The organism is Streptomyces sp. NPDC048506 (genome assembly GCF_040651315.1).
GTDB lineage: Bacteria > Actinomycetota > Actinomycetes > Streptomycetales > Streptomycetaceae > Streptomyces.
On record NZ_JBEZIX010000014.1, the window covers coordinates 160,077 to 174,704 of the forward strand.

General features: G+C 72.1%; 6 protein-coding genes and 1 pseudogene. 2 read left to right on the top strand and 5 right to left on the bottom strand.

The features are described 5' to 3' along the window. Window positions 1-60 precede the first annotated feature (60 nt). Window positions 61-975, top strand: a complete 915-nt coding sequence (locus AB0C96_RS14220) for a metallophosphoesterase (RefSeq protein ID WP_362917114.1) — start codon at window positions 61-63, stop codon at window positions 973-975. Continuing rightward, window positions 972-1,631, top strand: coding sequence for a 4'-phosphopantetheinyl transferase superfamily protein (locus AB0C96_RS14225; RefSeq protein ID WP_362917079.1), 660 nt, complete (start codon window positions 972-974; stop codon window positions 1,629-1,631). The genes AB0C96_RS14220 and AB0C96_RS14225 overlap by 4 nt, the downstream gene beginning before the upstream one ends. Before the next feature lie 102 nt (window positions 1,632-1,733). Here the strand turns inward: AB0C96_RS14225 and AB0C96_RS14230 are convergent, their stop codons facing one another. From AB0C96_RS14230 to AB0C96_RS14250, 5 genes and pseudogenes are all read right to left on the bottom strand, one after another. Further along, the gene (locus AB0C96_RS14230) at window positions 1,734-2,621 is read right to left on the bottom strand and encodes an SDR family oxidoreductase (RefSeq protein WP_362917081.1); all 888 of its coding nucleotides are present in this window, start codon (window positions 2,619-2,621) and stop codon (window positions 1,734-1,736) included. A gap of 137 nt (window positions 2,622-2,758) precedes the next feature. Continuing rightward, entirely contained in the window at window positions 2,759-5,275 is a 2,517-nt protein-coding gene (locus AB0C96_RS14235; RefSeq protein ID WP_362917083.1) for an FAD-dependent monooxygenase, read from the bottom strand. A gap of 67 nt (window positions 5,276-5,342) precedes the next feature. Beyond that, on the bottom strand, window positions 5,343-12,689 hold the full coding sequence (locus AB0C96_RS14240; protein ID WP_362917085.1) for an amino acid adenylation domain-containing protein: 7,347 nt from the start codon (window positions 12,687-12,689) through the stop codon (window positions 5,343-5,345). Between the two features lie 290 nt (window positions 12,690-12,979). Next, the gene (locus tag AB0C96_RS14245) at window positions 12,980-14,119 is read right to left on the bottom strand and encodes a metalloprotease (protein WP_362917087.1); all 1,140 of its coding nucleotides are present in this window, start codon (window positions 14,117-14,119) and stop codon (window positions 12,980-12,982) included. Between the two features lie 140 nt (window positions 14,120-14,259). After that, window positions 14,260-14,628, bottom strand: a pseudogene (locus AB0C96_RS14250) (acetyl-coenzyme A synthetase); the annotation flags it as partial.

Sequence of the window (14,628 nt, forward strand, 5' to 3'; positions counted from 1 at the left end):
ACTGCGAGGGTGACCTACGAGATCCGCACCCTCGCGCCCGGCGCCGCCGGCCCCGCCCCGCTGCCCACCACCGCCCCCGCTCCCGCTCCCGACACCGGACGGAGCGGCGCGGGCGGCACCTTGGTGGCCGTCAGCGATCTGCACATCCGCTATGCGGAGAACCGGGAGATCGTCGAGGGGTTAAAGCCGGAGTCCGCCGACGACTGGTTGCTGATCGCCGGTGACGTCGGTGAGTACGTCTCCGACATCCGCTGGGCGCTCACCCTGCTCAGCAGCCGGTTCGCCAAGGTGGTGTGGGTGCCGGGCAATCATGAGCTGTGGACGCCACCGGACGACCCGGTGCAGCTGCGCGGGGTGGCCCGCTACGACCATCTGGTGGACATCTGCCGGGAGTTGGGCGTGCTCACCCCGGAGGACCCGTACCCGGTCTGGGAGGGCACGGGCGGCCCGGCGGTCATCGCCCCGCTCTTCCTCCTCTACGACTACACCTTCCGCAAGCCGGGGCTGACCTCCAAGGACGAGGCGCTCGCCGACGCCGAGCAGGCCGGGGTGGTGTGCACCGACGAGTTCCATCTGCACCCGGACCCCTTCCCGACGCGGGAGGAGTGGTGCCGGGCCCGGGTGGCGGCCACCGAGGCCCGGCTCGCCGCCGTACCGGAGGAGCTGCCCACGGTGCTCGTCAACCACTGGCCGGTGGTCCGCGAACCCACCCGACCGTTGTGGTACCCGGAGTTCGCCCTGTGGTGCGGTACGGAGGCCACCGCCGACTGGCCGCGTCGGTTCCGCGCCGCCACCGTGGTCTACGGTCATCTGCACATCCCCCGGCTGCTGGTGTGCGACGGCGTGCCGCACCAGGAGGTGTCGCTCGGCTACCCGCGGGAGTGGCGGCGCCGCTCCGGCGCACCCGGACGGCCGGTACAGATCCTGCCGGCGCCGGCCGCGGTCCCCTCCGACGCCGCCGGGACCCGCGCATGATCGACAAGCTGCTGCCCGCGCCGGTGGTGACCGCCGAGGCCTTCGAGGACGCCCCGCTGTCCGACATGTACCCGGAGGAGTGGGCACTGGTGGAGAACGCGGTGCCCAAACGCCAGCGGGAGTTCGGCACCGTACGCGGCTGCGCCCGCGCCGCGCTGTCCCGGCTGGGCATCGCCCCCGGGCCGCTGCTCCCGGGGACCGACCGGGCGCCGCAGTGGCCGGACGGCGTCGTCGGCGCCATGACGCACTGCACCGGCTACCGCGCCGCCGCGGTGGCCCCGGCGCGGGACGTGCTGACCGTCGGCCTGGACGCGGAGCCCAACCAGCCCATCGAGGACCCCGGGGTGATAGACCTCGTCACCCTCCCCGAGGAGCGCGCCCAGCTCCGCCACCTGGCGACCCTGGAGCCCGAGATCTGCTGGGACCGTCTGGTGTTCAGCGCCAAGGAGAGCGTCTACAAGGCGTGGTACCCGCTCGCCCGCCGCTGGCTCGGCTTCGAGGACGCACTGCTCACGCTCGACCCCACGGACGCCACCTTCACCGCCCGCCTCCTCGTGCCCGGCCCCCGGGTCAAGGGCGGCGAGCTCACCGAGTTCAGCGGCGGGTGGTTGGTCGAGGCGGGATTGGTGGTGACGGCGATCGTCATGCCGGCCTGACGGGACGGGGTGCCTGACGGGACGGCGTGGCTGGCGGGGACGGCGTGCCTGACGGGACGGCGTGGCTGAAGAGGCCGGCGTGGCCGGGGGATGCGCCCCGCCCTATTGGGCCTTGGTGACCGCGCCGAGGACGCGGTCCAGGGCGGCGTCCGGCAGCAGCCGCGACAGCGCTGCGGCCGCCCGCGCATCGGTGCCGACGCAGTAGCGGGTACGCGGCCGGTGGGCGGTCAGTGCGCGGAAGACGGTGCGTGCGTAGTCCTCCGGCCGTGTGGTGCTCGACTGCGCCCGCTGCTCGTTCATCCGCAGGAACCGTTCGAAGGAGGCGCGGTAGCGGCCGGCGACGTCCTCGGGGGCCCCGTTCAGGAACTCCTCGCCGGCCTCCCGCACCTTGCCCCAGATGGGGGTCGCGATGGCGCCCGGCTTCACGACGCAGACCGAGACGCCGAAGGGCCGCAGCTCGCGGCGGAGCGCATCGCTCAGTCCCTCCTTGGCGAACTGCCCCGTGGCATAGACGCCGAGGTAGGGGATCGCCATGCTGCCCAGCCCCGAGGAGATGTTGACGATGCGCCCGCGGCTCCGGCGCAGCTGCGGCAGGAACGCCTGGCTGACGGCGAGGGCACCGACGACATTGGTGTCCAACTGCGCTCGCAGCCGTTCGGGCGGTACGCACTCCAGGGGTGCCGAGAGGCACGTACCGGCGTTGTTCACCAGCCCCCACACACCCTGCTCGCCCACGGACCCGGCGACCTCGGCGGCGGCCGCCCGCAGGGACTCCTCGTCGGTCACGTCCAGACGTACCGGCCGCAGCCGCGCGGAGGGCGCCTCGGCGCACAGCCTCTCGCCGTCCTCCACCGTGCGCACTCCGGCGAAGACGCGGAAGCCGCGCTGTCCCAGCCGGATGGCGCACTCCTTTCCGAGCCCGGAGGAGGCACCGGTGATGACGACGGCGCGTCCGGCCGGAGGCAGGGGCTTGGGCTGACGGTTTAACAATTCCTTCTCTTTCTGTGGATCTGTGGTGGGGTGCGCGGCTGCCGCCGGTCGGCAGCAGACGCTGGAGACGGAGGAGACGCAGGAGATATAGGAGACGCAGGAGACGGGGGAGGCACAGGAGGCACTCCCCCATCCGCCTAGTCCGACACGGCGGACAGCAGGGTGCGTACGGACGCGTCGGCGATGTGGTGGGCGCGCGGTGCCGGGACGACTCCCTCGATGTAGCTGAAGTTCCAGGCGAGTCGGCCGTGGCTGGTGAGGGCGGTTGCCACGAGGGCGCCGGTCACCGAGATGCCCGCGATGATCTGGGTGTCGGAGACGCGCCACGGGCCCACCTGGTCGGGGACGTCGTAGCGGCCCAGGTTGGAGAGGCACAGGTTGAGCGGACCCTGCTCGTCCAGGTAGCGCATGAACGCCTCACCGTCGGCCGACGTCCTGGGCCCCGCCCGATCCAGCAGGTTGACCAGGGACAGGTGTTCCGCACGCTTCCGGCGGTCCGCCAGGTCCCGGCTGATGGCGCGGGCCATGGGCCACAGGGGCGTACCGGGCTGGTACAGGACGCGGGAGGGCAGGGTGGCCGCGTAGGTGCCGGCCTCGTCGTGGGAGACGGCCGGTTCCAGCTCGGCGCGGAAGTCGAGCGGGGAGCCGATGGAGAAGTGGGCGGGTTCCGCCGTCCCCGCCTCCTGGGCGACGGCGGTCACCATGGCGGCGGCGAGGGCGCCGTGCACCGTGGCCTCGTGCCGCTTGCAGGCGCCCACCAGCAGCTCCAGTTCCCCGGCGGTGAGGGACCGGTGCACCATCCGGGTGCGTCGCCGGTCGAAGGGGACCGGACGGCTGGGGACGACCCGCCGTGGCCGCAGCCGGCGAGCCTCCTCCTCGTCACGCTCCATCAGGGCCGTGAGACCGGCGGCACCGGCCTCGCCCCGGTGGTGGTGCGGAAGCAGGTCCTCCGCGGCGGGCAGCGCCCGGTGCGACGTATGTGACGGCTGCTCACCGGCGCTGAGTCGGGCGGCGATGTCAATCCACTCCCTGAGCAGGGACAGCCCCGTCATGCCGTCGGCTATGCAGTGCGTCGCCGTGAGGAGCAGGTCGTGCACGGCCGCCCCGCGCTCGACGCCCTCCCGCGTGATCACGGCGGCCCGCACCAGCGGGCCGGTGCGCCAGTCGACGCCCTCGGCGAGCTCGTGCTCGTCGACCTCGCGCTCCCACCGCGCGTCGGCCGCCGGGTCCGCGGCCGGCACCCGGACGTGCCGCAGCGGGATCGGCCGCCCGCCCACCGGACGGAACGCGGCGGCCGCTCCCTCCTCGTCGCCACTGATCGCGACGCGCAGCAAGGGGTGCCGGGCCTGGAGGACGTCCAGGGCGCGGCGCAGCAGCGGCAGTTCCAGGGGGCCGTGGAGCCGGGCCCGGACGACTCCGTTGAGCGGTGAGGTCCGGTCCGCGATCCAGTACCAGCGCTCCAGGGGGCTGAGGTTCCGACGGACGCGGGGTTCGGGGTCCGGGACGCCGGGGAAGGTGAGGGCTTCGGCGTTCTGGCGGGCGAGCTCCTCCCGGGGCGTCAGCCGGAAGAAGTCGTCCCGGACCTGCCGCTGTTCGGGGGTGTCGGCCTGTTCGAGGTCGCTCATCGAACGGGACGCGCCGACCATGGCCCGGGTCCGGTCGCGGCGGCGGTCCTCGTACGTCCGGAGGGCGAGCGGCAGGTCGTCGCACGCCCCGGGCTCGGCCAGGGTGTGCGCCAGGACCACGGCGTCCTCGATCGCCATGGCCGAACCCTGGCCGAGGGTGGTCAGCATGGGGTGTGCGGCGTCGCCGAGCAGAGTGACCGGGCCCTCTCCCCAACGCTCCAGGAACGTGCGGTCGCGCGAGGGCACGGCGAGGATGTCCTCGGGTGGGGTGGCTTCGATCACCGCCCGCACCTCGTCGGCCCAGCCCGCGTAGGCCCCGGCGATCTCGTCCTTGGTGCCGTCCCAGGCGTGCGAGCGGGCGGCGGGCATGTTCTGGGTGCCCCACCAGTAGTAGCGGCCGTGGCCGATGTCGACGAGACCGAAGCGCTGTCCGCTGCCCCAGTAGTGACGCACGCTGCCCGGGGCGAGACCGGGGTGGCGGAACGGGACGATGCCGAGCCAGCAGACGTAGCCGCTGTCCTCGGACGTCTCCGGCCCGACGAGTTGGCCGCGCACGGCCGAGTGGAAGCCGTCGGCACCGACGAGCAGGTCGCCGTGCGCCGTACGCCCGTCCGCGAACCGGACGGTGACGCCCGTGTCGTCGGTCTCGAAGCCGGTCGCGGCGGCGCCCAGGTGGACCGGGCAGTCCCCGGCCGCCTCCAGCAGGGCCTCGTGGAGGTCCGAGCGGCTCAGGCAGACGCTGGGCGCGCCGACCTCCTCGCAGACCTCCTTGAAGGGCAGGTCCCTGATCTCCCGGCCGCGGTGGTCCATGACCGTGAAGGAGGTGACGACCTGGCCGCGCTTCTCCAGGCCGAGGTCGATGTCCAGCGTGGCGAGCGCGGCGACGGCGTTGCTCATCACCGACAGCCCGGAACCGGCGGCCCGCAGCTCGGTGGCACGCTCGTACACCGCCACCTCGATCCCGACCCGCCGGAGTGCGACGGCGCAGGTCAGTCCGCCGATACCGGCTCCGATGACGATCGCCTTCACGGGCTGCTCCCTGGAAGTGCTGGACGTACTCGACGTGCTGGATGTACTCGACATGCTTGACATGCGGTCAGTTCTCCTTGAGGGATCCGTCCGGGCCGGAGCCGAGCAGGTCCGCGACCGTCCTCGCCACATGCTCCACGTACGGTTCCTCCATGATCGTGAGGTGGTCGCCGGGCACACCGATGACCTGGAGCGGGCCGTCGGTCATCTCGCGCCAGCCGTTGGTGCTGTCCGCGTGGCGGCTGCCGGCCGCGCCGTGCATCGCGGCGAGGACGTCCGGCAGCGGTTCCGCGGCGCGGATCAGGGTGAGCCCCTGGTCCCCGACCTCGGGCCGATAGTCCAGTGCGGCCCGCCAGTTCGCCCGGTAGACGCGGAACAGCCGGCGGATGACGGCCCCCGAACTACCGGCCGGCAGCACGCCCGCGTCGGTCGCGAGACGGGCGATGAAGTCGAACTTCTCCTCCAGCGTGGACAGTTCGTCGGGTATGACCTCCATCGGGGAGTCGCCGCCCCGCTCCAACCAGAGCAGTTCCCAGAAGAACCACCCCAACAGCGCGTCGTCGTCGTGGCGTTGGCGCTGCCCCTGGGTCAGTGCGGTGGTGTCCAGCAGCACCAGGTGCGCCACCTGCTCGCCCGACGCCCGCAGCCGGCGGGCCATCTCGAAGGCGACGAAGCCGCCGAAGGACCACCCGCCGATGGCGTACGGACCGTGCGGCTGCACCTTCCGCAGCGCCGCGAGGTAGCTCTCCGCGATCTCCTCGACGGTGCCCAGCGGCGTGGTGCCGGGGTCGGCCCCGGCCGCCTGGAGCGCGTACAGCGGCTGGTCGTCCGGGAGGTGCCGGGCGAAGCGCACGTAGCACAGCACGTTGCCGCCCATGGGGTGGACCATGAACAGCGGCGGGCGGGTGCCCTCCGGCCGGATCGGCACCAGGGGGTCGAACGCGGCGACCGCGTCGCCCGTGCGCAGCCGCGCCGCGAGACCGGCCACGGTGGGGGCCGCGATGAACTCCGACAGCGGGATGTTGACGCCGTAGCGCTGCTCGATCCGGACCACCAGGCGCATCGCGGTGAGTGAGGTGCCGCCCAGGTCGAAGAGGCTGTCGTGCACGCCGACGGCGGGCCGCCGCAGCAGGTCCGCCAGCATCTCGGACAGCACGCGTTCATAGGCGTCGCGCGGCTCGGCTCCGGTGGCCTCGGCGCCGGCGGTGGCGGTGGCGGTGAGCGGGACCCGGCGCAGGGCGGCGTCGTCCCGCTTCCCGCTGGGGGTCAGCGGCAGGTGCGTCACCCATTGCAGGTGGGAGGGCACCATGTGGTCGGGCAGCGCGGTGCGCAGCCGCTCGCGGATGCCGGTCAGCTCCGTGCCGGTGCCTTCGCCCACGAGGAAGGCCGCGAGGAAGCACTCGCCGTTCTCGTGCTGCCGGGCCACCACCGCGGCGTCGCGCAGGCACGGGTACTGCCCGGCGAGGTCGGTGACGGCCAGCTCCACCTCGGCGAGTTCGACGCGGAAGCCGCGCACCTTGACCTGGGTGTCGGCCCGGCCGGCGTATGCGATCGTCCCGTCGGGCAGCACCACGCCGAGATCCCCGGTGTCGTAGAGCATCCGGCCCTGGTCCGCGAAGGGGTGCGGGACGAAGCGCTCCTTGGTGAGGTCCGGCCGGCCTTCGTAGCCGTCGGCCAGGCAGCTGCCGCCGAGGTGGATGGTGCCGCGGGCTCCGGCGGGCACCGGGCGCAGCCGGTCGTCCAGCACGTGTGCCTCGGCGCCGTCGACGGGGCGCCCGATCGGGGGCAGCGTGGGGAACGCGGCCGGGTCCCCGGTCATGGTGTGGGCGGTGGCGACATGGGTCTCCGTCGGACCGTACTGGTTCTCCAGAACGGCGCCCGGGAGCGCGGCGCACAGCCGGCGGATCTCCCGGGTGACGCGCAGCTGTTCACCGGAGGAGATCAGCACCCGGAGGGCACCGGGGGTGATGCCCAACGCCTGTGCGGTCTCCGCCAGTTGCTGGAGCGCCACATAGGGGAGGAAGACCCGTTCGATGCCCTCGCGGTCGATCAGCCGCAGCAGCGACGGCATGTCGCGGCGTTCGGCGTCGCCCACCAGGTGCAGCGTGCCGCCGGAGCACAGCGTGGAGAAGATCTCCTGGAAGGAGACGTCGAAGCTCAGCGGCGCGTACTGGAGGGTGGCGCCGCCCGGGGCACCGCTGATGGCGCGTGTCTGCCAGGCGACCAGGCCGGCCAGGGAGCGGTGCGGCATGGCCACGCCCTTGGGCCGGCCGGTGGAGCCGGAGGTGAACAGCACGTAGGCGGTGCTGTCGGCGGGGATCTCCGCCGGAAGCTCCACGACCGGTCCGGTGATCGACTCGTTGATCGATCCGCTGAACGGCCCGGTGATGGGCTCATTGACCGGCTCGGCGGGCAGCAGCAGCGACGGGTCGTCGACGAGGTGGGCGTGCGGAGCGTGGGCGATGACGCGGAACGGCCGGGCCACCTCCAGCATCGTGGCCAGCCGCTGGGCGGGGTAGCCGACGTCCAGCGGCACCACGGCGCACCCGGCCCGCAGGACGCCCAGGATCACGGCGATCGTCTGCGGTGAGCGGTCCATGGCGATCCCGATGCGGGCCCGGGGCGGGGCGCCGAGCGCGCACAGCCGCCGGGCCACCCGGTCGGCCGCCTCGGCGAGCCGTGCGTAGCTCCACCGCTCCTCCCCGCTCGCCAGGGCCGTGGCGTCCGGGGTGCGGGTGGCCTGCCGCGTGAAGAGTTCGACGACGGTGGGATGCGGCGTGGACCGGGCGAGGACCGGCCGGTCGGCGAGGAAGGCCACGTCGGGCTCGGCGTCCGGGTCCTCCACCATCCTCCGTAGGATCCTCCGGTACCCGTCGCCGAAGAGGCGGGCCTGGTCGGCGGAGAACCCGTCGCCGTCACAGTCGATCCGCAGCCACACACGTCCGCCGTCCGGTTCGGTGACCGCGTTCACCAGGAGCCGGAAGTTGGTCTCCTCCCAGGTGCGGAAGTCCCGCAGCCGCACGCCCGGCAGGCGGAAGACCTCGGACAGCTGGTGGAAGTGCACGTAGTTGAAGGCGGTGTCCAGGACGGAGCCGCCGTGGTCCTCCTGGATGGCGCTCAGCGGGTAGCGGCGGTGGGGGTGGACGTCCTGTTCCTGCCGGAAGGCCTCGCGCGCCACGTCCAGCCAGGTGGCCTGCGCGAGGGGGAGACGCAGCGGCACCGTGTTCAGGAAGAGTCCGGCGGTGCGTTCCGCGTGGGCGAGCTCGGGCCGGCCGTGGGTGACCAGTCCGGTGGTCACGTCGCGGGGGTCGGCAGACCCGGCGGTCCCGGCACCCCCCGCGAACACGGCCAGCGTCAGGCAGTGCGCCGCGAAGAGCACGGACTTCACGGGCAGCTTGTGCGTGGCGGCGAACTGCCGTACCTGAGCGACCAGTTCGTCGGGCAGGTCGACGCGGTGCGAAGCCGGACCGTGGTCGGTGCCGGGCAGGTGCGCCCGGAACGCCTCGATATGGAGGGGTTCGCAGCCGGCCAACTTCTCCTTCCAGTACTGCCGCGCCTCCGCGGACCCCAGGGCGGCCCGCTCCTCCTGTGCGTAGGCCGCCGCCGAGGGCGACGCCGTGCCGTCGACGGGGTCGATGCCCAACCCCAGGTCGTGCGCGTAGTCCTGGAGGAGTTCCCGGACGAGGTTCGCCACGCTGCCGCCGTCGAGCAGTGCGTGGTGGAAGCTGAGGACCAGGTCGACGGCCTCGGGCCGGACGTGTGCCCGGAGGAGGTACAGCGGCGCGCGTTCGAAGGCGTAGGCGTGGCGGCGGCGTTCCTCGACGTGCGCGCGCACGTCGGCGTCGGCCGCGGCGGTGTCCAGCGTGCGCAGATCGACGACGTCCAGGCCACCGGGCGCCTGCGTCCGGACGATCTGCAACGGCTCGGAGCAGCCCGCCAGGTCGAAGGCGGAGCGCAGCACCGGGTGGCGTGCCACCAGCCTGTCGAACGAGCGACGGAACGCGCCCTCGTCCCAGGGGAGTTCGAGGGTGTACTGGAAGACGTCCTTGTAGGTGGCGGAGGTCTCGTGCCGGCGGCTGTGGTAGAGCAGGCCGAGCTGGAGCCGGGTGAGTGGCCAGGCGTCCTCGGCGCCTTCCAGGCGGGCCCGGTCCACGCCGGACACGAGGGCGAACGGGGCGGGGGCGCCGTCGCTCCCGGGCGCGGTCCGGCTCTCGACACAGGTGGCCAGCCCCGCCACCGTCGGGTTGCGGAGCAGATCGGTGAGGGAGAAGCGCAGGCCCCGTGCCTCGGCCTCGGCGCGCACCTTGAGCATGAGGATCGAGTCGCCGCCGAGCGTGAAGTAGTCGTCGTGGACGCCGACGGTCTCCCGGTCCAGCACCCTGGCCCAGATCTCGGCCAGGGCGGCCTCGGTGCGGTTGCGCGGCCGCCGGCCGGTGGCCGGGTCCGCGGTGTCCTGGAGCGGGGGCAGGGCGCGCCGGTCGGCCTTTCCGTTGGGGGTCAGCGGAACGGCGTCGATCCGTACGAAGTGGGTCGGGACCATGAACGCCGGCAGCGTCCGCCCGACCAGCTCGCGCAGCCGCGCGTGGTCGATGGCGGCGTCGGCGACGTAGTAGCCGGCGAGGTGGGTGCCGCGAGCGGCGGTGGTGTGGTCCACGACGAGGGCGTCGCGGACGCCGGGGACCGCGCGCAGGGCGCCCGCCACCTCGCCCAGCTCCACGCGGTTGCCCCGGATCTTGACCTGGCCGTCGATCCGCCCGAGGTACTCCAGAGTGCCGTCCGCCAGCCATCGCGCGAGGTCGCCGGTGCGGTAGAGACGGCCGCCCGGTACGAACGGGTCGGGGACGAACTTCTCGGCGGTCAGTTCCGGGCGGTCCAGGTACCCCCGGGCGACACCGACCCCGCCTATGCACAACTCACCGGCGACGCCCACCGGCTGGGGCAGATCGCCGGGGCCCAGAACGTACAGTCGGGTGTTGTCGATCGGCCGGCCGATCGGGACCCGCGTGACGCCGAGGGCGGGATCGCCCGGGCAGTCGTGGTACGAGACGTCGACCGTGGCCTCGGTCGGTCCGTACAGGTTCACCAGCCGTACGGGAGACTCCGCGCCGGATATCCCGGATACGCCGAAGATGCCGTTGAACTGCTCGACCCGCTCCGGCGGCAGGGCCTCGCCGCTGCAGAAGACGTACCGCAGGGAGCGCAAGCCCTCGCGCGGTTCCGGTGACGCCTGGAGCAGGTCGAGGAACGGGCCGAGCATCGAGGGCACGAAGTGCACGACGCTGACCCGCCGTTCGCGGACGGTCCGCAGGATCTCCCATGGATCGTGCTGGCCGCCGGGCGGCAGCAGGGCCACCGCGGCTCCCTCGACGGCCCACCAGAACAGCTCCCACACCGAGACGTCGAACGAGACCGGCGTCTTCTGCAACAGGACGTCGCCGTCGCCGAGAGGATAGCGGCGCTGCATCCACGCGAGGCGGTTGACGACGCTGTGGTGCTCCACCATCACGCCCTTGGGCCGGCCGGTCGAGCCGGAGGTGTAGATGACGTAGGCCAGATCGCGCGGGCCGGCGAGCGGTGCGAGCGGGGCGCCGCTGCCCCGCAGCAGCTCCTCGACGTGCCGCACCTTCGCACCTGCGGGCGCGCCGGCGGTGGGTCCGTCGCCGTCCACGATCACCACCTTGGCGCGGCTGTCCTCCAGCAGGAACCGCACGCGTTCGGCCGGGTAGCCGCGGTCCACCGGTACGTAGGCGCCGCCGGACTTCAGCGTGCCGAGGAGCGCCACCAGCAGCAGCGGCCCCCGCTCCATCATCACCGCGACCCGGTCGTCAGGGCCGACGCCCTCGTCGCGCAGGGCCCGGGCCACCCGGTTGGCCCGCTCGTCCAGTTCGGCGTAGGTCAGGGTCTCGCCCGTGGAGCCGACGACGGCGGTCTGCCCGGGGCGGCGGGCCGCCTGCTCCTCGAAGAGGCCGTGGAGCGTGGCCTGGTCCGCGTAGGGCACCTGCGGACCGTGGCTGCGCACCGCGGTGAGGTCCCGGTGTTCGGCGGGCGGCAGCATCGGGACGGCCGATGCGGGCCGGTCCAGCATGTCCACGCCGTGTTCCATCAGCGTCGAGAGGTGGCCGGCGACCGAGGCGATGGGCAGGTCCTCGTCGAAGACGTCGAGGGCGTAGTCCAGGTCGATGCGGACGTCGGTCGTGTCGTCGAAGTCGGACACCATGACGCCCAGGGCGTCCTGTTCGTGCGAGGGGGCCATCATGGCCGTCTGCCGTTCGACGCCCGGTATCGGTGCCGGCCGCGGCCAGCGCAGGTAGGAGACCGTCACGTCGAAGAGCTGGCGGGGGCCCTCGGCCGGCGTGGGCAGTTCGCGCAGGACGTCGCCCAGCGAGAGCCGTTCGTGTGGCCGGAGCGCACGGATCGCGTCCTGGGTCGCGGTGACCAGTTCCCGCACCGTCCGCTCACCGGGTGCCGCGAACCGCAGCGGCAGGGTGTTGGCGAACTGGCCGAGGATGTCCTTGTGGTGGTCCGCCGGCCGGTTGAGGAAGGGGATGCCGAGGACCACCTCCTCGGTGCGGTGCAGCCGTGTCAGCCAGATGCCGAACATGGTGGCTCGGTAGGCGAACGGCGAGAGGCCGGCGGCGCGGAGCCGGTCGGCGAGAGACCCGTCGACGACGAACGAGTGGCGGCCGCGCCCACCCTCGCCCGCCGTGCGCGGGAAGAGCGCGGGTGCCACGCCGGCCAGGGCCTCGCGGTGGAAGGCACGGTCGCGCTCGCCCTCGGCACCGGCGCGGTAGGCGGCTTCCTCCTCGACGAACGCGAGGTAGGAGGGAGGCTCGCCGCGGCCGTTGTGCTCGCCGCGGCCGGTGTGCTCGCCACCGTCGCCCGTGGCCCGCGCGTAGTCCTCCAGGATCTCGTGGCTCAGCCGATCGACGGTCCAGCCGTCGGCGACGATGTGGTGCGCCTTGACGTGCAGATGCGTGACGTCCGGGCCCTCCAGGAGCAGCGTGGCCTCGACCAGCGCGCCACCGTCCGTGAGCGGCAGTGCCGTCGCCATCGAGCGCCGCATCCAGGCGGCACACGCGACGTCCGGTTCCGGCTCTTGCGCGAGGTCGACCCGGTTGACCCGGATGCCCTCGCCCGCCACCCACTGGAACGGCGTCCCCGCGGCCTCGCCGAACCGCAGCCGGAAGGTCTCATGACGGTGCAGGGCGCTCTCGACGCAGTCGGCGAGTGCGTCGTGGTCGACGTCGCCGTGCAGACGTTCGTGGAGGACGCAGTTGAACTGCGGTGACTCCGGAGCCTGCGAACCCGCGACCCAGACATCCCGTTGATACGCCGTCAACGGGCTCTGCGCGCGTTCGTTCACCGGCACCTGCGTTCCCCTGAGGGCTGCCTTGGCAGCCGCGGTCCTCGTCATGATCGACATCATGCCTACCCGTCAGTAGAAGCGCGGCAGGCCGAGACGGCGGGGAGGCAAAGGGAGACGAAATCACGCCAAGTGACGCGAGCGTCCCTCACCCGCACATACCAAACCCGTCCGCGCGATGATTTACCGGCGCCCCCTCCCCCGGCTGGCGCGAAGGGCCTCCTTGACGTGCTCGCTGAACGGATCGGAAAGTTGTCCGAATCCATGGGGGCGGTGCGCGAGGCGAACACACAGGTCCGAGCCCCTTGAAGCAGGGTCAACCGGGTTCCAAAGACACCGTCTTAGTAGTTGATGGTGTGGTTTCGCAGAATCTGACGCGCCTTGCTGCCAGTGGCGAGGTTCGCGGTAGACCTCAAAGTGAAGTACTCGCGGAACGTGGAGACCTTGTGGGTGCTCAACAGTGCGATGGTGCGGTTCCAGGTGCCGCCGTCCACGTCGCGCCACATGTCGAGCAGTGCGCCGTCCACGTTGCCCTGGACCGTGTCGCCGTCGTCGTACGTGGGGCCGTGAGCGAAGCTGATGGGCATGCCGTTCGACCCGACGTATCGGTAGTCGCCCAGGACGTAGGCGGCGGTCGAGTCGGCGAAGGCCTCCGTCCACGAACAGGTTTCGGAACTCGCCTTGTCGACCCAGTGCGTGCGGCAGTGGGTGGTCTGCGGGAACCAGCCGCCGAACAGCCTGTGCATGAGGAAGTGCGCGCCCTCGTGCAGCACCGTGTGTTCGGAGTCGGGCGCGTCACCGACCAGGTGGACGGTGTTCTGCTGGGGATCGTAGACGGTGCCGGAAGGTGCCGATGAGACCCACTGCATGGCCAGTTCGATGCATGTGTTGTCGTCGGTCTCCCGGGCGCTCCAGCAGTTGCTCTTGGGGTTGCCGCGCTTCCACCACAGCTCGTTTGCGGTGTCGAAGGCATGCCAGGCACGCATGTCACCGGACGGCGGCTTCCTGGTTCCCAACGACCTGCTGGCCGAAACAGCGGTCTGTACGGGAGAGTTCCAGGTGAAGGTGGCCCCGTTGCCGTTGGTGACCTTCCAGAGCTTGCTGCTCTCCGCCGAGACCCGGACCCACATCATGTCCATCGACTGCGAGGTCTCGGGGGTGTAGCACGCCTGGAAGCCGCCGTTGGAGACATCCGTGAACAGCGCTTGGGTGTTGAGTTTCCGCACGCTGCCCAACGCACCCTCCCGGCCCCACAGTTCGACGTTGGCGTTGCGTACCGGTTTGGTCTTCCACGGTTTGTCGGGTCCGCTCTCGGCTGACCGGTAGTCGAAGTGGAGGGAGCCGGTCAGGCAGATCTTCTCGGAGGCCGCACTGGCCCCGCCGGAGAGCAGGGGAATGGAGATGGCGGCTGCCGTCAGGGCGACTCCGCAGCCTGCTATGACAAGCTTTTTCAGGAGAGAGTGGTCTGTTGCTCGATACACGGTGGAACTCTCTGGTCATCACTGTCGGGACGGCCCGACGCTCGGCGGAAGTGCGGCCGCCGCACGACGCGAGGCCCCGCCCAGGGCTCACAACCCCGCGGGGCCTCGCTACCGCTTGTTGACGGCCGGGTCGTCGGTCGTCAGTCCTCGTCCGGGGCGGTGGGGAGAGCGGCCTGGATGAGATCCATGACCGAGGCGTCGGTGAGGGTGCTGACGTCGCCCAGGGTGCGGTTTTCCGCCACATCGCGGAGGAGGCGGCGCATGATCTTGCCCGAGCGCGTGGTGGGCAGGGCGGTCACGGTGAGGATGCGCTTGGGTTTGGCGATCGGGCCGAGTTCCCCGGCGACGTGTGTGCGGAGTTCTTCCGCGAGGGCGTCGGACTCCGAGGCGGTGTCGCGCAGGATGACGAAGGCGCAGATGGCCTGGCCGGTGGTCGGGTCGTTCGCGCCGACCACGGCGGCCTCGGCGACCGCGGGGTGGGAGACGAGGGCGGACTCGACCTCGGTGGT